This window comes from Pseudomonas nitroreducens, assembly GCF_024170165.1.
GTDB classification, from domain to species: domain Bacteria; phylum Pseudomonadota; class Gammaproteobacteria; order Pseudomonadales; family Pseudomonadaceae; genus Pseudomonas; species Pseudomonas nitroreducens_C.
In genome coordinates, this window is sequence record NZ_JALJXP010000002.1 from 409,007 (window position 1) to 430,078 (window position 21,072).

Consider the following 21,072-nt stretch of genomic DNA (forward strand, 5'->3'; position numbering starts at 1 on the left):
ATGTTCGACTGGAATGACCTGCGCTACTTCCTGGAGCTGCACCGCAGCGGCCGCCTGCTGACCACCGCCAAGCGCCTGGGCACCACCCACGCCACCGTGGCGCGGCACATAGAGAGCATCGAGCGCGACCTCGGCACCCAGCTGTTCGCCCAGCACACCGGCGGCTACCAGCTCACCCCGGCCGGCCAGGCTCTGCTCAAGCACGCCGAGGCCATGGAGAACACCGCCCTCCTCGCCCAGGAGGAAATGAGCCAGGCCATCTCGCCGCTGGGGCAGATCCGCATCGGCGTCACCGAAGGACTGGGCACCATGTTCCTCGCCCCGCGCCTGGGCGAACTGATGCAACGCTACCCCGGCCTGGAAGTGGAACTGGTGTCGGTACCGCGCTTCGTCAGCATCACCAACCGCGAGGCCGACATCGCCATCACCCTGGAACGCCCGAGCGCCGACCTGGTGATCAGTCGCCTGCTCACCCGCTACCGCCTGAGCCTGTTCGCCAGCCCCGCCTACCTGGAAAAAGCCCCGCCCCTGCGCGACCGCGAAGACCTCAGCCGCCACCCGTGGATCGGCTACGTCGACGACCTGCTGTTCAGCCAGGAACTGCTGTTCCACCACAGCTTCTGCCGCCACCCGCAGGTGGTGTTCCGCAGCACCAGCGTGGTCGCCCAGCAACAGGCCGCCCAGGCTGGCATCGGCATCGCCATCCTCCCGCAGTACATGGGCCTGCACGACCCGCGACTGGTGCCGGTGCTGCCGGAGGAATTCATCGAACGGGAATACTGGATGTGCACCCGGCGCGAACTGCACCGCTCGGTGCGGCTGCGACTGGTGTGGGATTTTCTGGTGGAAGTCTGCGGGCGCGAGCAGGGGATTCTCGTGCAAGGCCAAACCACGGCATCGGCCTGACCTGTAGGAGCGAGCTTGCTCGCGAACCCGCCCACCACCGGCATCGCCGGGAGAGCTGTTCGCGAGCAAGCTCGCTCCTACAAGAACAAGAGCGGACGAGTTACTCCGCGCGGGCCTTCTCGACCTTCTCGGAAGCCGACCACAGGCGGTAGCGGACTTCGACGTCTTTCGGCGTGTAGATGACGATCGGCAGCTTGCTGTTGTAGCGCAGCACGAAGCCGTCGCCGACCACCGGGACGAACTCCTGGCGGGTCTTGCCGTCCGGGCAGGCCATCAGGGTGCTGGCCGGGCCGCTGACCTTGTCCAGGCGATAGTAGGGGTAGCCCCAGCCTTCCAGGGTCTGCTCTTCCAGGGTGCCGCCCAGGCGCTGGCGGTTGCAGTCGACGGTCAGCGTCTTGCCGGCGAGGATCTCGACCTTGAAGTTGTCTTCCTGCGCCTGCCTGGGCAGGTGGATGACCTGGCGCACGAAGCCGTCCTCGGCCTTGGGATAAGGCGCGACGTCTTCCAGCTTGGCGGCGTTGGCGAAGGTGGCGGTGGCACTGAGCAGCAGCGCGGTGGGGAGGGTGAAACGTACGAACGGCATGAAGCCTCCTTGCAGAAATGAAGAACGAACGCACCTTGTGGGTGCGTTCGTCCGAGCGCTCTGACCGTCAAATTGTACGAACGCTCCTACAGCCGTACGCTGAGTTGTATCAAGCTACTTCACCGCCGGCCTTGGCCTGCTGCTCCAGGTGGGCCTGGAGCTCCGGGGCGAGGTTGAGGTTGTAGGCGAGTTCGTCCAGGTAGGTGCGCTCGGTGCCCTGCTGGTCATCCACCAGCATTACGCTGACCAGGTACATCTCGGCGGCCACGGCCGGGTCGCCCTGGGCGGACTCGGCAACTTCGGCGGCGTCCAGTGGCTTGCGCACCTCGGCGTCGAGCCAGTCCTGCAGCTCAGGTTCATCGGCGTGCCGGGCGATCTCGGTCTGGATGGCGGCCTTTTCCTTTTCGTCGATGCGACCGTCGGCCTTGGCGGCGGCGATCATGGCGCGCAGGATCGCGTGGCTGTGGGCCTCGGCCTCGGGGCCGGAGAGCTGGTCCACGGTCATCAGCGACTGCTGCTGAGGCGCCGCAGCCGGGTGCTGGCGCTGATAATTCTGATAAGCCTGGAAGGCCATCATGCCGAGGGATGCGAGCATGGCGTAGTTGATACCGCCGCCGCTGCCCGTCCGGCCTTGCGGCGCGCCGCCGCTGTTCATGCCGCCCCCGAGCATGCCGCCGAGTACGTCGCCCAGGCCGCCGAGCCCGCCACCGGCGCCGCCGGAGGAACCGCCCAGCAAGCCACCCAGCAATCCGCCGAGGCCGCCGAGGCCTCCCGCGCCGCCGCCCTGTTGTGTCGCCGCGCCTTGGCTGCCGCGCAGCAGTTGTTCCAGTAGATCCGTAGTGTTCATGGAGTGACCCTCGCCGGCTTGCGTGGCGCGCCGGGCGGCGTCGCCAACCTGTTGCAGCAATGAGCTCTGACCTGCCTTGAGCAATTGATCGAAAAGAGATCCAGCATTCATGAGATGACAACTCTCGCTATGCGTTGGGCAACGATAGTCCCGCCACACCGATGCGCCAGCGCCGTTCGCCGGCCGGGTGTCAGGGCGGGACACCCGGGGCGAAGCCTGCCGCTGCGAGAGCTTGGCAGCCAGGCGATTGCCGCCCGGCGCCGACTTCAGCCGGCGATTGCGAGGAAGGTCACGCGGGTACGGCGTCCAGCGCCTTCTGCGCCTGGGCTTCCAGCTCGACCTTGAGGCCGGCGTCGAGGCTCAGCTGGCGGGCCAGTTCGTCAAGGTAGGCGCGCTCCATATAGTTGGTTTCGTCGACCATCAGCAGGCTGGCCAGGTACATCTCGGCGGCCATTTCCTCGCTGGTGGCGGCGCGGGCGACTTCGGCCGGGTCCAGCGGCTTGGCCAGCTCGCGTTCGAGCCAGCCCTGCAACTCGACGTCGCCGGTGAGCTTGGCAATTTCGCCATCGATCAGTTGGCGTTCGCGCTCATCGATATGTCCGTCGGCCTTCGCGGCGGCAACGATGGCCCGCAGGATGGCGTGGCTGTGCTGCTCGGCCTGCGCCGGGGGCAGGCGGTCGACGGTCTGCGGCTCGCCGCGCGGAGCGCTGGCCTGCTTCTGCTGCCAGTTGCCGTAGGCCTTGTAGGCGAGCACGCCGAGCGCCGCGAGGCCACCATAGGTGACGACCTTGCCGCCCATCTTGCGCGCCTTCTTGCTGCCCATCAGCAGGCCCAGCGCGCCCGCCGCCAGGGCGCCGCCACCGGCGCCGGAGAGCAGGCTGCCCAGGTCCAGGACGCCGCCCTTGCCGGACGATGAGGTTTGCTGACCGCCGTCCTGCCGGGCCACGCCCTTGTTCTGCAGGAGGTCCTGGCCGGATCTGAGGAGCTGGTCGAGCAGGCCGCGAGTGTTCATGGCGATCTCCACTGGTCTATCGGAAATGGTGTCTATCGAAATTTGTGGATTCCGACTCTAGTCCAGCGCGGGCTTCGGACGCAGCGACAGTGTGCTTCCGGATATTGCGGCCCTTTGCCGGCGGGTCCGCAAGGCAATGGGGCGCTTTCATTCGATTAAAAAGAATGCTCCTATAGATTTTCGATAATCAACAATGAAATGCGCCGAGACCGGCTAGACAATGCTCTGGCTCGCGGTGTCGAGCGTTCCACCGACTTCGCAAGCGGTCCCCCGCCCATGATGACGCTCCGCCAGATTCGCCATTTCATCGCCGTCGCCGAGACCGGCTCGATCTCCGCTGCCGCCCAGGCGGTGTTCATTTCCCAGTCCACCCTGACCCTCGCCATCCAGCAACTGGAAGAAGAGATCGGCGTGCGCCTGTTCGATCGCCACGCCAAGGGCATGACCCTGACCCACCAGGGCCACCAGTTCCTGCGCCAAGCGCACCTGATCCTGGCCACGGTGGAGAACGCCAAGCGCAGCCTGCAGCAGAGCACCGACCAGGTGGCCGGCAGCCTGACCATCGGCGTGACCAGCCTGGTGGCGGGCTATTACCTGGCGGACCTGATCAACCGCTTCCAGCGCGCCTACCCCAACGTGCAGACCCGCGTGGTGGAGGACGAACGCCCCTATATCGAGCACCTGCTGGTGAGCGGCGAGATCGACGTCGGCGTGCTGATCCTCTCCAACCTGGAAGACCGCCACGCCCTGCAGACCGAGGTGCTGACCCACTCACCGCACCGCCTCTGGCTGCCGGCGCAGCACCCGCTGCTGGAGCGCGACAGCATCGGCCTGGCCGATGTGGCGGGCGAGCCATTGATCCAGCTGAACGCCGACGAGATGGGCCTGCACACCCAGCGCATCTGGTCCCGGGCCGGGCTGGTGCCGCAGGTGACGCTGCGCACGGCGTCGGTGGAAGCGGTGCGAAGCCTGGTGGCCGCGGGCCTGGGCCTGTCGATCCAGCCGGACATGACCTACCGCCCCTGGTCGCTGGAAGGCGACATCATCGAGGCGCGGCCGCTGGTGGACCTTTCCGAGCCGCTGGACGTCGGCCTGGCCTGGCGTCGCGGCACCGCGCGGCCGCCGCTGGTGGACCCGTTCCTCACCGTGGCCCGCGAGCAGCCCAACGCGAAGAAGCTTTCCATCTGAATGCAGGGCGGATAACCGCTTGCGGTTATCCGCCGCCAGGATTCGGAATGGCGCTGACGGCGGGTAACGCCTGGGGCGTTATCCGCCCTGCGGGTTCGGTGCAGCAAAGTCAGCCATTCGATTTAATCGAACGCCGCTTTCAGTAATTAGAATTTGTCGACCCCACGCCCGGACTCTAGTCTCTGCCCTCATACAAAGGGCCAGCTCCGGGTATCGCCCCCTCCGGAGCACGCACATGGCCACCGAAAACAAGACAGATAAAAGACGAGTTTCCAAGATGACCGGTGCAACCCTGCATACCGCCTTGCTGATCGACGGCCAACTGGTCGCCGGCGAAGGCATGGCCGAGCCGATCATCAACCCGACCACGGGCGAAACCATCGTCAGCATCGCCGACGGCTCCCTGGATCAGGTCGAGCAGGCCATCGCTGCCGCGCACCGCGCCTTCCCCGCCTGGGCCCGCACCACCCCCGCACAGCGCGCCACCGCCCTGCTCGCCATCGCCGACGCCATCGACAAGCGTGCCAATGACCTCGCCCAGCTGGAATCGCTGAACTGCGGCAAGCCGCTGCACCTGGCGCGTCAGGACGACATCCCGGCCACCGCCGACGTGTTCCGCTTCTTCGCCGGCGCCGTGCGCTGCCAGCAGGGCCAGCTCGCCGGCGAATACGTGCCCGGCCACACCAGCATGGTGCGCCGCGACCCGGTCGGCGTGGTCGCCTCGATTGCGCCGTGGAACTACCCGCTGATGATGGCCGCGTGGAAGATCGCCCCCGCGCTGGCCGCCGGCAACACCCTGGTGTTCAAGCCGTCCGAGCACACCCCGCTGAGCATCCTGGCGCTGGCCCCGGCGCTGGCGGAAATCCTCCCCGCCGGCGTGATCAACATCGTCTGCGGTGGCGGCGAAGGTGTCGGCAGCCATCTGGTGAGCCACCCGAAGGTGCGCATGGTCTCCCTGACCGGCGACATCGTCACCGGGCAGAAGATTCTCCAGGCCGCCGCGCGCACCCTCAAACGCACCCACCTGGAACTGGGCGGCAAGGCGCCGGTGATCGTCTGCAACGACGCCGACCTCGAAGCCGTGGTCCAGGGTGTGCGCACCCACGGTTACTACAACGCCGGCCAGGATTGCACCGCCGCTTGCCGCATCTATGCCCAGGCCGGTATCCATGACCGCCTCGTCGCCGAGCTGGGCGACGCCGTGGCCAGCATCCGCTTCGCCCGCAAGCGCGACGCCGACAACGAGATCAGCCCGCTGATCAGCGCCCGCCAGCGCGACCGCGTGGCCAGCTTCGTCGAACGCGCCCTCGGCCAGCCGCACATCGAGCGCGTCACCGGCGCCGCCGTGCATTCGGGCCCCGGTTTCTACTACCAGCCGACCCTGCTGGCCGGCTGCAAGCAGCAGGACGAGATCGTCCAGCGCGAAGTGTTCGGCCCGGTGGTCACCGTGACCCGCTTCGACCAGCTGGAACAGGCGGTGGACTGGGCCAACGACTCCGAATACGGCCTGGCCTCCTCGGTGTGGACGCAGAACCTGGACAAGGCCTTCCAGATCGCCAACCGCCTGCAGTACGGCTGCACCTGGATCAACACCCATTTCATGCTCGCCAGCGAGATGCCCCACGGCGGGCTCAAGCGCTCGGGCTACGGCAAGGACCTGTCCAGCGACTCGCTGCAGGACTACAGCGTGGTGCGCCACATCATGGCGCGCCACGGCCAGCAACTGGATTGAACCATCCGGCGGGGGCTCCCGCCGGCACATAAGAAACGCCCCCGCGGTAAGCCGCGAGAGGGCTGTTGCTCGATTGAACTGCCCCACCAATAGAGACAACAACGAGAGGGAGACACCCGATGCGCAAGACAGCACTGCTCAGTGCCATCACCACCGCCCTGCTGGCCAGCGCCGGCGTCCAGGCTGCCGAGGCCCTGAAGGAAGTCGGCAAGGGCGAAGGCCGCCTGGACATCATCGCCTGGCCCGGCTACATCGAGCGCGGCCAGTCCGACAAGAACTACGACTGGGTCACCCAGTTCGAGAAGGACACCGGCTGCCAGGTCAACGTGAAGACCGCGGCCACCTCCGACGAGATGGTCAGCCTGATGGCCAAGGGCGGCTACGACCTGGTCACTGCATCCGGCGACGCCTCCCTGCGCCTGATCTACGGCAAGCGCGTGCAGCCGATCGACCCCTCGCTGATCCCCAACTGGAAGAACATCGACCCGCGTCTGAAGGACGCCGCCTGGTACGTGGTCAACGGCAAGACCTACGGCGCGCCGTACCAGTGGGGCCCGAACCTGCTGATGTACAACACCAAGATCTTCCCCACCGCGCCGGACAGCTGGAAGGTCGTGTTCGACGCCCAGAACCTGCCCGACGGCAAGCCGAACAAGGGCCGCGTGCAGGCCTACGACGGCCCGATCTACGTCGCCGACGCCGCGCTGTACCTGAAGGCCACCCAGCCGGAGCTGGGCATCACCGACCCGTACCAGCTCGACGAGAAACAGTACGCCGCCGTGGTCGAACTGCTGCGCAAGCAGCATGACCTGATCCACCGCTACTGGCACGACACCACCGTGCAGATGAGCGACTTCAAGAACGAAGGCGTCGCCGCTTCCAGCGCCTGGCCGTACCAGGCCAACGCCCTGAAGGCCGAAGGTCAGCCGATCGCCACGGTGTTCCCGAAGGAAGGCGTCACTGGCTGGGCCGACACCACCATGCTGCACGCCGATGCCCAGCACCCGAGCTGCGCCTACAAGTGGCTGAACTGGTCGCTGGAACCCAAGGTCCAGGGCGACGTGGCCGCCTGGTTCGGCTCCGTGCCGGCCGTGCCCGAAGGCTGCAAGGCCAGCACCCTGCTGGGCGGCGAAGGCTGCGCCACCAACGGCTACAACCAGTTCGACAAGATCGCGTTCTGGAAGACCCCGGTGGCCGAGGGTGGCAAGTTCGTCCCGTACAGCCGCTGGACCCAGGACTACATCGGGATCATGGGCGGCCGTTGAGGCAGGGGTTTCCCCCGAGCGCATGACTGGCTCCCCTCCCCCTTCAGGGAGAGGGGCTGGGGGAGAGGGTGATGCCGCTGGCTCCGATGCCCGGCCGCCCTCTCCCCAACCCTCTCCCTGAAGGGAGAGGGAGCTGTTCGGCGTAACGCCTACCCGCGAACCACATCCGTACCGATTCACCCGTATCTCAGATTCACGGGCAGGGCTCCCCTACGCCGGATTCCTGCCCCTTGGAGCGTGCACCATGACCACTCCCGCTGTTCAATTCACCCAGGTCTCCCGCCAGTTCGGCGACGTCAAGGCCGTTGACCGGGTGTCCATCGACATCAAGGACGGCGAGTTCTTCTCCATGCTCGGCCCGTCGGGCTCGGGCAAGACCACCTGCCTGCGCCTGATCGCCGGCTTCGAGCAACCCAGCGCAGGCTCCATCCGCATCCATGGCGAGGAGGCCGCCGGCCTGCCGCCCTACCAGCGTGACGTCAACACGGTGTTCCAAGACTACGCGCTGTTCCCGCACATGAGCGTGCTGGAGAACGTCGCCTACGGCCTGAAAGTGAAAGGCATCGGCAAGGCCGAGCGCCTCAAGCGCGCCGAGGAAGCCCTCGGCATGGTCGCCCTGGGCGGCTATGGCGTGCGCAAGCCGGTGCAGCTCTCCGGCGGCCAGCGCCAGCGCGTTGCCCTGGCCCGCGCCCTGGTGAATCGCCCGCGCGTGCTGCTGCTGGACGAACCCCTCGGCGCGCTGGACCTCAAGCTGCGCGAGCAGATGCAGAGCGAGCTGAAGAAGCTGCAGCGCCAGCTGGGCATCACCTTCATCTTCGTCACCCACGACCAGAGCGAAGCGCTGTCCATGTCCGACCGCGTGGCGGTGTTCAACAAGGGCCGCATCGAACAGGTCGACACCCCGCGCAACCTCTACATGAAACCGGCCACCCCGTTCGTGGCGGAATTCGTCGGCACCTCCAACGTGCTGCGCGGCGACCTCGCCCAGGGCCTGACCGGCAACGCCCAGCCCTTCTCCATCCGTCCCGAGCACATCCGTTTCGCCAATGGCGAGCGCAGCGCCTCGGACATCGAGATCAGCGGCCTGCTGCACGACATCCAATACCAGGGCGCAGCGACCCGCTACGAAATCCGTCTCGACAACGGCCAGAACCTCTGCCTCAGCCAGGCCAACAGCCAGTGGGCCGACATCGACCTCGCCCACCAGCCGGGCCAGCGCGTGACCGCCCGCTGGGCGCGCGAGGCGATGGTGGTGCTGAACGAGGGCGCGTGAGATGGAACTGACGATGAACGCACCGGTGCCGCAGGCCAGCAATGGCCCGCTGCGCCGCCTGTGCAACCTGCTCTACCGCAAGCCGACGCTGTACCTCTCGCTGCTGCTGATCCCGCCGCTGCTGTGGTTCGGCGCCATCTACCTCGGCTCGCTGCTGACGCTGCTGTGGCAGGGTTTCTACACCTTCGACGACTTCACCATGACGGTGACGCCGGACCTGACCTGGGCCAACTTCGGCTCGCTGCTCAGTGGCTCCAACTTCGACATCATCCAGCGCACCGTGCTGATGGCGGTCGCGGTGTCCATCGCCAGTGGCGCGGTGGCCTTCCCCATCGCCTACTACATGGCGCGCTACACCACCGGCAAGACCAAGGCGTTCTTCTACATCGCCGTGATGATGCCGATGTGGGCCAGCTACATCGTCAAGGCCTACGCCTGGACCCTGCTGCTGGCCAAGGGCGGCGTCGCCATGTGGTTCGTCCAGCACCTCGGTCTTGAGCCCGTGCTGAACCTGCTGCTGGGCATTCCGGGCGTCGGTGGCAACACCCTGTCCACCTCCAGCTTCGGGCGCTTCCTGGTGTTCGTGTACATCTGGCTGCCGTTCATGATCCTGCCGATCCAGGCCTCCCTGGAGCGCCTGCCGCCGTCACTGCTGCAAGCCTCGGCCGACCTCGGCGCGCACCCGCGGCAGACCTTCCTGCAGGTGATCCTGCCGCTGTCGATCCCCGGCATCGCCGCCGGCTCGATCTTCACCTTCAGCCTGACCCTGGGCGACTTCATCGTGCCGCAGCTGGTGGGCCCGCCGGGCTACTTCATCGGCAGCATGGTCTACGCCCAGCAGGGCGCGATCGGCAACATGCCGATGGCCGCCGCCTTCACCCTGGTGCCCATCGTGCTGATCGCGGTCTATCTCTCCATCGTCAAACGTCTGGGGGCCTTCGATGCACTCTGAGAAAGCATCCTGGGGGCTGAAAGCGGCCGCCTGGGGCGGGCTGGTGTTCCTGCACTTCCCGATCCTGATCATCTTCCTGTACGCCTTCAACACCGAGGACGCGGCCTTCAGCTTCCCGCCCAAGGGCTTCACCCTGCACTGGTTCAGCGTCGCCTTCGCGCGCCAGGACGTGCTCGAAGCCATCGAGCTGTCGGTGAAGATCGCCAGCGTCGCCACGCTGATCGCCATGCTCCTGGGCACCCTGGCCGCGGCCGCGCTGTACCGTCGCGACTTCTTCGGCAAGGAAGGCATCTCGCTGATGCTGATCCTGCCGATCGCCCTGCCCGGCATCATCACCGGCATCGCGCTGCTGTCGGCGTTCAAGACCCTCGGCATCGAACCGGGCTTCCTGACCATCGTCATCGGCCACGCGACCTTCTGCGTGGTGATCGTCTACAACAACGTCATCGCGCGCTTCCGCCGCACCTCGCACAGCCTCATCGAAGCCTCGATGGACCTGGGCGCCGACGGCTGGCAGACCTTCCGCTACGTGATCCTGCCCAACCTCGGCTCGGCACTGCTGGCCGGCGGCATGCTGGCGTTCGCGCTGTCCTTCGACGAGATCATCGTCACCACCTTCACCGCCGGCCATGAACGCACCCTGCCGATCTGGCTGCTCAACCAGCTGGGCCGCCCGCGCGACGTGCCGGTAACCAACGTGGTGGCGATGCTGGTGATGATCGTGACCATGCTGCCGATCCTCGGCGCCTACTACCTGACCAAGGGTGGTGAGGGCGTAGCGGGGAGCGGCAAGTGACAGTCATGTGCCAAGCGGCCCTCTCCCCCCGCCCTCTCCCTGAAGGGAGAGGGAGCCTGTTCGGCGTGCCCTGTTAGCACCGAGTTCGCCGGCAGACATGAAGGTTCGCCCAGCACGGATATCCCCTCTCCCTTCAGGGAGAGGGTTAGGGAGAGGGAAAGCCCCCGCTCCCAACCCAAAGAACCCCTCAGGCCCGCCGCTCCACAACCGGCAGGCCCCTAAAAAGAAACACCCCAACCGAATTTGCACCACGCTTCTGAACAAGAGGACTCAACCATGCAAACCCATCTGCTGATCAACGGCCAACTGGTCGCTGGCGAAGGCGAGAAGCTCGCCGTCCTGAACCCATCGCTGGGTACCACCCTGGTGGAAATCGCCGAGGCCACCCCGGCCCAGGTCGACGCCGCCGTGCTGGCCGCCGACGCCGCCTTCGACAGCTGGTCGCAGACCGCGCCGAAGGACCGCGCCATGCTCCTGCTGCAACTGGCCGACGCCATCGACGCCAACGCCGAGGAACTGGCTCGCCTGGAATCCAATAACTGCGGCAAGCCCTACTCCGCCGCGCTGAACGACGAGCTGCCGGCCGTCGCCGACGTGTTCCGTTTCTTCGCCGGCGCCTGCCGCGTGATGCAGGGCTCCGCCGCCGGTGAATACCTGCCGGGCCACACCTCGATGATCCGCCGCGACCCGGTGGGCGTGGTTGCCTCCATCGCACCGTGGAACTACCCGCTGATGATGGTCGCGTGGAAACTCGGCCCGGCCCTGGCCGCCGGCAACACCGTGGTGCTCAAGCCTTCCGAGCAGACCCCGCTGACCGCCCTGCGCCTGGCCGAGCTGATGGCCGCCATCTTCCCTGCCGGCGTGGTCAACCTGGTGTTCGGCCGTGGCCCGAGCGTCGGCGAGCCGCTGACCACCCACCCGAAAGTGCGCATGGTGTCGCTGACCGGTTCGGTCGCCACCGGCAGCCGCATCATCGCCGGCACCGCCGACACCGTGAAGCGCATGCACATGGAACTGGGCGGCAAGGCCCCGGTGCTGATCTTCGACGACGCCGACATCGACGCCGCCGTGGAAGGCATCCGCACCTTCGGCTTCTACAACGCCGGCCAGGACTGCACCGCCGCCTGCCGCATCTATGCGCAGAAGGGTATCTACGCCAAGTTCGTGGAGAAGCTCGGCGAAGCGGTGGCCAGCATCCAGTACGGCGAGCAGGACGACCCGAACACCGAGCTGGGCCCGGTCATCACCGAACAGCACCTGGAGCGCGTCATCGGCTTCGTCGAGCGCGCCCGCCAGGTGCCGCACATCGAAGTGGTCACCGGCGGCAAGCGTGCCGACCGTGCGGGCTTCTTCTTCGAGCCGACCGTACTCGCCGGCGCCCGCCAGGACGACGAAGTGGTCCGCCGCGAAATCTTCGGCCCGGTGGTTTCGGTCACCGAGTTCGAGGACGAAGCACAGGCGCTGGCCTGGGCGAACGACTCCGACTACGGCCTGGCCTCCTCGGTCTGGACCAGCGACATCGGCCGCGCCCATCGCCTGTCCGCGCGTCTGCAGTACGGCTGCACCTGGGTCAACACGCACTTCATGCTGACCACCGAGATGCCCCACGGCGGCATGAAGCTGTCGGGCTACGGCAAGGACATGTCCATGTACGGTCTCGAAGACTACACAGCCATCCGCCACGTCATGATCAAACACTAAAACGACCGGCTGCGCGTAGGCAGTACAGCGTTGGAAACGGGGGCGGGCCCAGTCATTTACAGCTCGTAAACTCCTGGGCCCGCCCCCGTTTCCGCCTCGTCCTGCTCTAGCTCGCGCGGTCGTTGGCTCCTCGCAACATCGTAAAGATCCAAAGCTACAAAACGGCGCCCCGCTCGACCGGGACCGCCGCGCGGCCACGCATGCCGCAAACCCTTCCGGACGGAAGGGCAAAACCATGACAGCCCGTGCCCCGGGCCATCACCTTGCAAGGACTTCCCATGACCATCACCCGCCGCGACTTCCTCAACGGCGTTGCCCTCACCATCGGCGCGGGCCTCACCCCGCTGCAACTTCTCCAGGCCGCCCCCTCCGGCCGCTACTACCCGCCCGCCCTCACCGGCCTGCGCGGCAGCCATCCCGGCGCGTTCGAGGTCGCGCACCAGATGGGCTGGGAGAAGAAGGTGTTCGACACCGATGGCCTGAAGATCGAGGAGCAGTACGACCTGGTGGTGGTCGGCGGTGGCATCAGCGGCCTGTCCGCAGCCTGGTTCTACCGGCAGCAGCACCCCAAGGCCCGCGTGCTGATCATCGAGAACCACGACGACTTCGGTGGCCACGCCAAGCGCAACGAATTCCAGGCCGGCGGCCGGATGATCCTCGGCTATGGCGGCAGCGAAGCCTTCCAGTCGCCCAAGCACCTGTACAGCGACACGGTGAACAAGCTGCTCAAGCAGCTCAACGTCGACGTGGACCGTTTCGAGACCGCCTTCGACCGCGACTTCTACCCGAACCTGGGCCTGTCCCGCGGGGTGTTCTTCGACAAGGCCGGCTTCGGCGAGGCGAAGATGGTGTCCGGCGACCCGACGCCCATGGTGGCCGACGACATCGCCCCGGAAAAACTCAACGCGCGCAGCTGGCGCGCGTTCATCTCCGACTTCCCGCTGCCCGAGGCCGACCGCCAGGCGCTGATCGACCTGCACGAAGCACCGAAAGACTACCTCGCCGGCAAGACCCGCGAAGAGAAGGAAGCGCACCTGGCCAAGACCAGCTACCAGGACTTCCTGCGCAAGGACGTCGGCCTGAGCGAAGCCGCCACCCGCTACTTCCTCAGCCGCACCAACGACTTCTCGGCACTGAGCATCGACGCCGTCCCCGCCGACTCGGCCTACTCCGTGGGCTTCCCCGGCTTCGCCGCCATGGACCTCTCGCCCATCAGCGAGGAAGCCAAGGCGGAGATGGAAGAGCCGTACATCTACCACTTCCCCGACGGCAACGCCTCGCTCGCGCGCCTGCTGGTGCGCGGCCTGATTCCCGGCGTGGCGCCGGGCAAGGACATGAACGACATCGTCCTGGCCACCTTCGACTACGCCAAGCTGGACCAGCCGAAGAACGCCGTGAACCTGCGCCTGAACAGCACCGCGGTGAGCGTGAAGAATCGCGATGGCGGCGTGGATGTCGGCTACAGCCGCGCCGGCGCCCTGCACCGCGTGCGCGCCAGGCACTGCGTGCTGGCCTGTTACAACATGATCATCCCCTACATCCTGCGCGACCTCCCCGCCGAGCAGAGCCACGCCCTGGCGCAGAACGTGAAGTTCCCGCTGGTGTACACCAAGGTGGTGATCCGCAACTGGCAGAGCTTCATGAAGCTGGGCGTGCACGAGATCTACGCGCCGAGCCAGCCGTACAGCCGCGTGAAACTGGACTACCCGGTGGACATCGGCGGCTACAGCCACCCGCGCGACCCGAACCAGCCCATCGGCCTGCACATGGTCTACGTGCCCACCAGCCCCAACTCCGGCATGGACGCGCGGACCCAGGCCCGCGCCGGCCGCGGCAAGCTCTACGGCATGAGCTTCGAATACATGGAAGGCATGATCCGCGACCAGCTGCAGGCCATGCTCGGCCCGGCCGGCTTCGACCATCAGAAGGATATCCAGGCGATCACCATCAACCGCTGGTCGCACGGCTATTCGTACTTCTCCAACAGCCTCTTCGATGATGAGCAAGAGAGCGAAAAACTGATGAACCTGGCCCGCACCCAGGTCGGCAACGTCACCATCGCCAACTCCGATGCTGCCTGGGACGCCTATGCCCACGCCGCCATCGATGAAGCCTGGCGCGCGGTGGGCGAACTGTCCTGACAGACCCGGCGCCACGCCCTGCGTGGCGCCGCACTCAACGGCCATCCGGCCGACAACCCGCGGGCACGCCCGCAACGGAGGCAAGCATGCGTCACCTCGTCAGAGCGTTTTACCTGCTGTCGCTGTTCACCTTTGCCAGCCTCGTACAGGCAGCAGAGTCGCCCAAACAGATCGTCGATGCCTACATGGCCGCGTGGAACGCCCACGATGCCGAGAAGGCCGCCGGCTACCTGGCCAAGGATGCGGAGTACTTCGACGTCACCGTCGGCACCCCGCAGAAGGGCCGCGAAGCCGCGCGCGACAATGTGATCAAGGTGTTCGTGGGTGCCGTTCCGGACCTCAAGTGGAAGATGAACGGCAAGCCGATCGTCGACAAGGACGGCATCGCCTTCCAGTGGACCTTCAGCGGCACCAACACCGGCGCCTGGGATGCCCAGACCCCGGCGACCAACAAGCCGCTGTCGTTCGACGGCGTGAGCTACGTGAAGGTCAAGGACGGCAAGATCGTCTACCAGGGCGACTACTACGACGCCCTGGGCCTGCACAAGCAACTGGGCTGGTAACAGACGTCGGGCACGCAGGGCGTCATCCGCCCTGCGCCGCCTTTGTAGGAGCGCCCCATGGGCGCGATCGCGGGCATGGCCCGCTCCTACAGAGAGCATCACCGGCCACGCCTCGGGGCGCGGTCGACATAACCAGAAAGAAGCCCTCGCCTACCCCTGCCCTCCTCCGCCACTGCAGTGTCACAAGCCATGTCAATCACACTCGAACCACGGCCCGCCAAGGCCGAAGACAGCTCCAGCACGCGCTCCACCATCGACCAGGTTAAGCAGCTGATCGCCGACCTCAACGTGCGCTGGACCGAGATCAGCAAGGTCTCCGAAGTCATCAAGCAGATCGCCAGGAACACCAATCTGGTGGCCCTCAACGCCGCCATCGAAGCCGCCCGCGCCGGGGAAAGCGGGCGCGGCTTCGCGGTGGTCGCCGACGAGGTGCGCCGCCTGGCCACCCAGTCGGCCAATGCCACCGCCGACATCGGCAACGTCGTCGCCTCGATCAGGAGCGAGAGCGCCCGCGCCCTGGCCGATGTCGAACAGGCCGAGCACTCCAGCCTGCTGGACACCGCCCGCGTGGTGCTGGCCAGCGAGACCCAGCGCCTGGAGGCGCGCTTCGCCGTGATGGCCACCGCGCTCTACGGCCTCAAGCACTTCATCCTCGGCATGAAGAGCCGCAACCTTGGCCCGCAGCGCGAGCAGATCGACGCGGTGATGCACGAATACCTGACCCGCAACCCCGAGCTGCTGGCCTTCGCCTGCGGTTGCGAGCCCAACGCCTTCGACGGCCGCGACCGCGAGTTCATCGACGCCCCCGGCCACGACGCCAGCGGGCGCCTGATGGCCTACTGGCACCGCGGCAGCGGCGTGGCCCAGCGCGAATGCCTTGTCGGCTACGACAAGGCCGACGGCAGCGGCGACTGGTACCAGGTCCCGCGCAACAAGGGCCGCGACGTATTCATGGAACCCTATGAATACAGCGTCGGCGGCAGCACCGTGCTGATGACTTCGTTCATGTCACCCATGACCGCCAACGGCCGCTTCCTCGGCATCCTCGGCGCGGACTACACCCTGCACCAGCTGCAGGAAAACCTCGGCAAGCTGACGCCCATGGGCAATGGCCAGTACACGCTGCTGTCGAACGCCGGCGTCTACGTCACCCACCCGGATGCCAGGCGTCTGGGCGACCAGGCCAGCGAACTGCCACAGGAAGCGCGCAACGCCATCGCCCAGGGCCGCAGCTGGGAACAGGTGAAGGGCCGCCGCGTGCAACTGCTGCAACCCATCCGCGTGGGCGACAGCGATGCGCCCTGGGCGCTGATGATGAGCTTCGAGCTGGCGCAGGCCGGCGAATGAGCGCCAGACGATGGCGCCGTTCGCAAGCAAGCTCGCTCCTACAAGGCCGGCTCCAGAGCGGGGACAGGCTGTAGGAGCGAGCTTGCTCGCGAACCCTGGCTCGACCTACGTCCGCTGGGGCAGCTCGGTGATATGGATTTCCGTCACCAGCGCCGGCTTCACCAGCGGTGTACGCGACAGCAGCGGGCAGAAGCGCGACAGCGCGCCGATCAGCTCCCACTGGGTATCCAGGGACTTCGCCAGCACATCCACATCCGCCAGCACCCGCTGGCCCACGCGCTGCAGGTGCGGATCGGGGCTGTGGCCGAGCTCCACCGACAACTGGGTGATCAGCGTGCTGAGGTTGGACATGTTGCGGGTGGCGAGGGCGAGGATGTTCGCCAGCAGGGCGATTTCCGATTGCGGGATGACAGCAGGCGTTGCAGAAGCGTCCATGCGTGCTCCAGAGGTGCTCTGATGGGTAGTGGCGCAATCCTTGCGCGAGCGCGGTGAGAGTAGCATCACAGCGCCACTGCGCGACAGATATCACATTTCATTTCTTTTCCTGACTTTTCGGTCACACCTCCCGCACGGGCACTTCGTAAGCCGCCACAAAGCGCGACCTGATCCTCAAATCCCCACCCCGGCGACGGAAACCACCGAGCGCATTTGAGCCGTGGAAATCGGCTATCTATGATCCGCGGCCATTTTTCGAACATTGAATGCCTGCTTCTCGTCGCGCACGGCGCCCCGCTTCCAGTACGAGGGCCAGGCCTCTTCGTCACCCCCTTGAAGATGCCGCACGATGGAACCCTCCGCGAACGCCCCCCGCTCCCACGACACCCGGACACCTCCGGGCACTGCGCGTGCCGGTTCTGCTCCCTTCGATACCCTGAGTTCCTGGGACGGTCCTGGCACCGCCTACACCGTGATGCCACGCCCTGCGGTTGCTTCACCTTCCCCTGTCCGGCCATCCGTACAGGCGGCGCAGCAGGAGCCACCTGCCGTTCTGCCAGCGGCCAGCCCCAACCGCCCCGCGCCCAGGCCATTGGTGAACGGGTTGCTGATGGTCGGCGTTGCCGCCTGCGCGCTGCTGCTGGCGCTGTGGAAGGCCGGCACGTTCGACAACACCGTCGTCACCCCGGCCAACCACGAAGCGAGCCCCCAGCCATCTGCAGGAACGCAGCCCACGGACAGCCCGGTAGAAAGCACCGTGACCGTTACCCAGGAGCCCATGGACGATGAGCCAGCGCTGGCTCCCTCCTCGGCGCCCGCTGCGGACGAACCTCCCGCCCCGGCGGCTCACGACCGTCAGCACTTCTCCGACACCGTCAGGCAAACCGAGCCCGCCGCGCAGAGTGTTGCCCCCCCCGCCCATGCTCCAGCAACAAGGCCCTCTCCCGCTGCGGTTTCGGCGCAGATGCCTGCGGAACACCAGCAGCCGAAAACCACCTCGCGTGCCCTCACCGAGCCGAAGGTTCGCCCGGCGCCCCGCGACGCTCTGACCATCACCGGCACGAAACCGGCCAGCCCAAGCAAACCGCGCAGCGCGCCTGCACCCGCCGCGGTCGGCACGCTGATCGTGTCCGTCCAGCCGTGGGCCGAAGTCTGGATCGACGGCGACAAGCGCGGCATCAGCCCGCCGCTGCTCAAGCTGCAACTGCCACCCGGCGTCTACACGGTCGAACTGCGCAACCCAGCTCTGCCCAGCTACAGCCAGAAGGTGCAGATTGGCTCCGGCCAGTCGGTGACGCTTCGCCACCGCTTTCCGTAAACGCAGCGGCCCCTCTCCCCACACGGACCAAGCCATGAAGTCTCTGCGCTCACTCTCGATGCCTCTGTTGATCGTCTGCCTGGCAGTTGCAACAGGTTGCAGGCACAACCTCGCGGAAGTGCCCGCGGACGCCGACCTGACACAGGCGCAGCAGGCCTTCGACGAAGCAACACGATCGTTCGAAGCAGGAGACTATGCCGCGGCTGAGGAGCAATTTCTCTCGCCGAAGATCTGGAGCGTCGACTCACCGCCGCTGCAACTGCAGGCGCTCAAGTTCCTGGCGTTCAGTTACTGCGTGACCGAGCGCCCGAATCAATGTCGTTTCGCCTTTGAACGTGCAGTGCAGACCAATCCATCTTTCCGTCTCGAAAGAGCCGAAGCGGGACATCCCATGTGGGGTCCGGTTTTCGAAGAGGCAGTTGGCCGCTGAATCGATGACACAGACATGAATTGCGCGGACGGCGCCCTCACGGCCATCTCGGCGCACATACCCAGGGGCACGTGGCGGGTGCGCCGCGACGGCGTCAGGAACGCCATTGGGGACTCGGGGGCACTCGGCAAGCCCGCGTGTCCCCTACAGCGGATCAGGCCTGCCCGTAGGCCTTGCGCTTGGGCGTACCGCGTTGCGCGGCGCGCAGGTACTGCGCCGGCCACGGCACCTGCTGGCCGCCCAGCTCATCGGCGGCATGCAGCGGCCAGTACGGGTCACGCAGCAGTTCGCGGGCCAGCAGGATCAGGTCGGCCTGCCCGGTACGCAGGATGTGTTCGGCCTGTACCGGCTCGGTGATCATCCCCACGGTGCCGCTGGCGACGCCGGCTTCCTTGCGCACCCGCTCGGCAAACTGCGTCTGGTAACCCGGCCCCACGGGAATCTCGGCGTTCACCGCGGTACCGCCGGACGACACGTCGATCAGGTCCACCCCCAGGTTCTTCAGGCGGCGCGCCAGCTCAACGGTCTCGTCGGGGTTCCAGCCATCCTCCACCCAGTCGGTGGCGGACAGGCGGACAAACAGCGGCAGCTCCTGGGGCCAGACCGCACGCACGGCTTCGGTGACCTCCAGGAGGAAGCGGATGCGGTTCTCGAAGCAGGTACCGTACTGATCGCGGCGCTGGTTGGAGAGCGGCGAAAGGAACTGGTGCAGCAGGTAGCCGTGGGCGGCATGCACCTCGGCGATCTTGAAGCCGGCGGCCAGCGCGCGCTCGGCGCCGCGCACGAACTGATGCTTGATGGTCGCCATCTGCTCTTCGCTCAGGGCGATGGGCGCAGTGTGCTGCGGGTCGAAGGCGATGGCCGAGGGCGCCACCGGCGTCCAGCCGCCTTCGCTGATCGGCACCGAACCGTGCTTGCCCAGCCACGGCGCCCAGGTGCTCGCCTTGCGTCCGGCGTGGGCCAGCTGCACGCCGGCCACCGCGCCCTGGGATTCGATGAAGCGGGTGATGCGCCGCAGCGGCTCGACCTGCTCGTCATTCCAGATGCCCAGGTCCTCGGCGCTGATCCGCCCTTCCGGGGCGACCGCCGTGGCCTCGACTATCACCAGACCGGCGCCGCCCACGGCGCGGCTGCCCAGGTGCACCAGGTGCCAGTCGTTGGCCAGGCCGTCCTGGGCGGAGTACTGGCACATGGGGGAAACGGCGATGCGGTTGGACAGGGTCAGCTGGCGCAGGGTCAGGGGCTCGAACAACTGGCTCATGGTGGCACTCCCTCTCTGGTCTTCAGATCTTGTCCTACAACTGTAGACCGGGATCGCCTAAGGATAGGCCCGGATGATAGGTGGCTCCGTCGCAGCCGGGACACCTGCAGTACGATGGAAACGCCGGCGCTCCTCGTAGGAGCGCGCCATGCGCGCGATCGCGGGCATGGCCCGCTCTGCAGGCCGACTCAGGCACTCCGGGGCTCGCGTTGGAGCGGATTTATCCGCGATGGGCGTCGCCCAGACGGAGAGTGTGCCTGCGGAAAACAATCGCGGACGGAGTCCGCTCCTACGTACCTGGTGCTGTCAGTGCAGCTCGTTCGACTTGCCCATCGCGGCTACCGCACCGGGGGCCAGGCTGTAGCGCTTGTTCGTGTCGCGTTCGAGCAGGCCGGACAGGTGCAACCGGCGCAGGGTCTGGCTGACGCAGCTGAGGGAGATGGGCAAGCCCGGCTCCTCCAGGTACGCGTGCAGCTCGACCGAAGTGGCCTTGCCGCAGATCACCAGCGCATCGAGGATGTTCAGCCGCGGCAGGCTGCTGCGCAGGCCGGCGTGCTCCAGCAGTTGCCGGGCTGGGCGCGGCAGACGCGGCTGCACCGGGGTACTGACCTTGATTGCAACTCTCATTGGCGCACCTCGAAAGACAGTGTGGAAACATGGATCACGCTGTCATAGCGCTTGCCGTCGACGCTGGCACCGCCGTTGACCTGGGCGGAGACCTCCAGCACGTAGCGCGCCGGGAACGGCGTCACCAGGGTCACCGTGCCGTCCGCCGCCGGTTTCAGGCTGCGGGTCCACTGCTCGGAGGTGTACACGTTGACCTGCGAGGCCGGCACCACGGTGCCTTTCCAGTGCAGGGCGAAGGTGTTGCCGCCGGGCGTCGTGGGCACCAGCTCCAGATCATTCTGCGCCCGGGTTTCGGTCCGCCCGTCGCGCGCCTGATAGATGGTCAGGGTGTTGCCTTCGGCACGCTGGGCAGCAACTCGCAGGTCGCCTGTGGGCGCGTTGCCGATCTCGAAGGAGTCGATGCCGGCCTTCATGTCCGCGGTCTTGCCCTCGCCCAACACGACGCGGGGGTTCTCCAGCTGGGCTACCGGCAGGTGCTCGCCGGGCTGCAGCTCGCTGAAATAGCTTTTCGCGCTCTGGCCGGCACTGCGTTCCAGCCACAGGTAGTCCGCGTTGGCCAGTGGCGCACAGCTCAGCGCCAGGGCCAGCAGCACGGGCTGGCGAAGGGAAACGTTCATGCGGGGGGATTCTCCTGTCTGAGGGCGCTACTCGAAAGAAACGTCGCTCGCTTCCGTTGCGAATCGATCGCTTTCACA

The 21,072-nt window shown here is 66.7% G+C and carries 20 protein-coding genes and 1 pseudogene; 14 read left to right on the forward strand and 7 right to left on the reverse strand.

Annotated elements, in window-relative coordinates:
* On the forward strand, positions 1-906 hold the full coding sequence (locus J2T47_RS06170; protein WP_253443429.1) for a LysR family transcriptional regulator: 906 nt from the start codon (positions 1-3) through the stop codon (positions 904-906).
* Positions 907-1,006: 100 nt separating this feature from the next.
* On the opposite strand, the gene eco is transcribed toward J2T47_RS06170, so the two are convergent.
* The 3 genes from eco to J2T47_RS06185 form a co-directional block, all read right to left on the reverse strand.
* Positions 1,007-1,489, reverse strand: coding sequence for a serine protease inhibitor ecotin (eco, locus tag J2T47_RS06175; RefSeq protein WP_253443431.1), 483 nt, complete (start codon positions 1,487-1,489; stop codon positions 1,007-1,009).
* Positions 1,490-1,598: 109 nt separating this feature from the next.
* Positions 1,599-2,336 carry a tellurite resistance TerB family protein gene (locus J2T47_RS06180; protein ID WP_253443433.1) on the reverse strand — a complete coding sequence of 246 codons (738 nt, stop codon included), beginning with the start codon at positions 2,334-2,336 and terminating at the stop codon, positions 1,599-1,601.
* Positions 2,337-2,625: 289 nt separating this feature from the next.
* Complete coding sequence (locus J2T47_RS06185; protein WP_253443435.1) at positions 2,626-3,348, reverse strand: tellurite resistance TerB family protein; 723 nt, start codon at positions 3,346-3,348, stop codon at positions 2,626-2,628.
* Positions 3,349-3,624: 276 nt separating this feature from the next.
* Here J2T47_RS06185 and J2T47_RS06190 point away from each other — a divergent pair, with 276 nt between their 5' ends.
* From J2T47_RS06190 to J2T47_RS29315, 11 genes and pseudogenes are all read left to right on the forward strand, one after another.
* Positions 3,625-4,536 (forward strand): LysR family transcriptional regulator, encoded by a 912-nt coding sequence (locus tag J2T47_RS06190; protein WP_081517787.1) that lies wholly within the window; start codon positions 3,625-3,627, stop codon positions 4,534-4,536.
* A gap of 277 nt (positions 4,537-4,813) precedes the next feature.
* The gene (locus J2T47_RS06195; protein WP_437180954.1) at positions 4,814-6,268 is read left to right on the forward strand and encodes a gamma-aminobutyraldehyde dehydrogenase; all 1,455 of its coding nucleotides are present in this window, start codon (positions 4,814-4,816) and stop codon (positions 6,266-6,268) included.
* A gap of 119 nt (positions 6,269-6,387) precedes the next feature.
* Complete coding sequence (gene ydcS / locus J2T47_RS06200) at positions 6,388-7,533, forward strand: putative ABC transporter substrate-binding protein YdcS (RefSeq protein ID WP_253443439.1); 1,146 nt, start codon at positions 6,388-6,390, stop codon at positions 7,531-7,533.
* Positions 7,534-7,777: 244 nt separating this feature from the next.
* Positions 7,778-8,806 carry an ABC transporter ATP-binding protein gene (locus tag J2T47_RS06205; protein ID WP_138212585.1) on the forward strand — a complete coding sequence of 343 codons (1,029 nt, stop codon included), beginning with the start codon at positions 7,778-7,780 and terminating at the stop codon, positions 8,804-8,806.
* Position 8,807: 1 nt separating this feature from the next.
* Positions 8,808-9,758 carry an ABC transporter permease gene (locus J2T47_RS06210; protein WP_253443441.1) on the forward strand — a complete coding sequence of 317 codons (951 nt, stop codon included), beginning with the start codon at positions 8,808-8,810 and terminating at the stop codon, positions 9,756-9,758.
* Positions 9,748-10,554 (forward strand): ABC transporter permease, encoded by an 807-nt coding sequence (locus J2T47_RS06215; RefSeq protein WP_024766933.1) that lies wholly within the window; start codon positions 9,748-9,750, stop codon positions 10,552-10,554. Before J2T47_RS06210 ends, J2T47_RS06215 begins: the two co-directional genes overlap by 11 nt.
* Before the next feature lie 276 nt (positions 10,555-10,830).
* A complete protein-coding gene (locus tag J2T47_RS06220) occupies positions 10,831-12,255 on the forward strand; it encodes a gamma-aminobutyraldehyde dehydrogenase (RefSeq protein WP_253443443.1) in 1,425 nt (474 codons plus the stop codon).
* A 278-nt stretch (positions 12,256-12,533) separates the two neighbouring features.
* Positions 12,534-14,396, forward strand: coding sequence for an NAD(P)-binding protein (locus J2T47_RS06225; RefSeq protein WP_253443445.1), 1,863 nt, complete (start codon positions 12,534-12,536; stop codon positions 14,394-14,396).
* 86 nt (positions 14,397-14,482) lie between these two features.
* Entirely contained in the window at positions 14,483-14,959 is a 477-nt protein-coding gene (locus tag J2T47_RS06230; protein ID WP_253443447.1) for an ester cyclase, read from the forward strand.
* Positions 14,960-15,148: 189 nt separating this feature from the next.
* Positions 15,149-15,442: pseudogene (locus J2T47_RS29430) on the forward strand (methyl-accepting chemotaxis protein); the annotation flags it as partial.
* Positions 15,443-15,508: 66 nt separating this feature from the next.
* Positions 15,509-16,306 carry a PDC sensor domain-containing protein gene (locus J2T47_RS29315; protein ID WP_437180958.1) on the forward strand — a complete coding sequence of 266 codons (798 nt, stop codon included), beginning with the start codon at positions 15,509-15,511 and terminating at the stop codon, positions 16,304-16,306.
* Positions 16,307-16,411: 105 nt separating this feature from the next.
* Here J2T47_RS29315 and J2T47_RS06240 read toward each other — a convergent pair whose 3' ends face one another.
* The gene (locus J2T47_RS06240; protein ID WP_253443449.1) at positions 16,412-16,741 is read right to left on the reverse strand and encodes a hypothetical protein; all 330 of its coding nucleotides are present in this window, start codon (positions 16,739-16,741) and stop codon (positions 16,412-16,414) included.
* 610 nt (positions 16,742-17,351) lie between these two features.
* Here J2T47_RS06240 and J2T47_RS06245 point away from each other — a divergent pair.
* Both J2T47_RS06245 and J2T47_RS06250 read left to right on the forward strand, forming a co-directional pair.
* Entirely contained in the window at positions 17,352-18,059 is a 708-nt protein-coding gene (locus tag J2T47_RS06245; RefSeq protein ID WP_253443451.1) for a PEGA domain-containing protein, read from the forward strand.
* A gap of 34 nt (positions 18,060-18,093) precedes the next feature.
* Complete coding sequence (locus tag J2T47_RS06250) at positions 18,094-18,489, forward strand: TssQ family T6SS-associated lipoprotein (RefSeq protein WP_253443453.1); 396 nt, start codon at positions 18,094-18,096, stop codon at positions 18,487-18,489.
* 154 nt (positions 18,490-18,643) lie between these two features.
* Here J2T47_RS06250 and J2T47_RS06255 read toward each other — a convergent pair whose 3' ends face one another.
* The 3 genes from J2T47_RS06255 to J2T47_RS06265 all read right to left on the reverse strand — a co-directional run bounded on the left by J2T47_RS06255 (position 18,644) and on the right by J2T47_RS06265 (position 20,994).
* The gene (locus J2T47_RS06255; protein WP_253443456.1) at positions 18,644-19,750 is read right to left on the reverse strand and encodes an NADH:flavin oxidoreductase/NADH oxidase; all 1,107 of its coding nucleotides are present in this window, start codon (positions 19,748-19,750) and stop codon (positions 18,644-18,646) included.
* Positions 19,751-20,056: 306 nt separating this feature from the next.
* A complete protein-coding gene (locus tag J2T47_RS06260; RefSeq protein ID WP_253443459.1) occupies positions 20,057-20,377 on the reverse strand; it encodes a transcriptional repressor in 321 nt (106 codons plus the stop codon).
* Positions 20,374-20,994, reverse strand: coding sequence for a hypothetical protein (locus J2T47_RS06265; RefSeq protein ID WP_253443461.1), 621 nt, complete (start codon positions 20,992-20,994; stop codon positions 20,374-20,376). The genes J2T47_RS06260 and J2T47_RS06265 overlap by 4 nt, the downstream gene beginning before the upstream one ends.
* Positions 20,995-21,072: the final 78 nt, after the last annotated feature.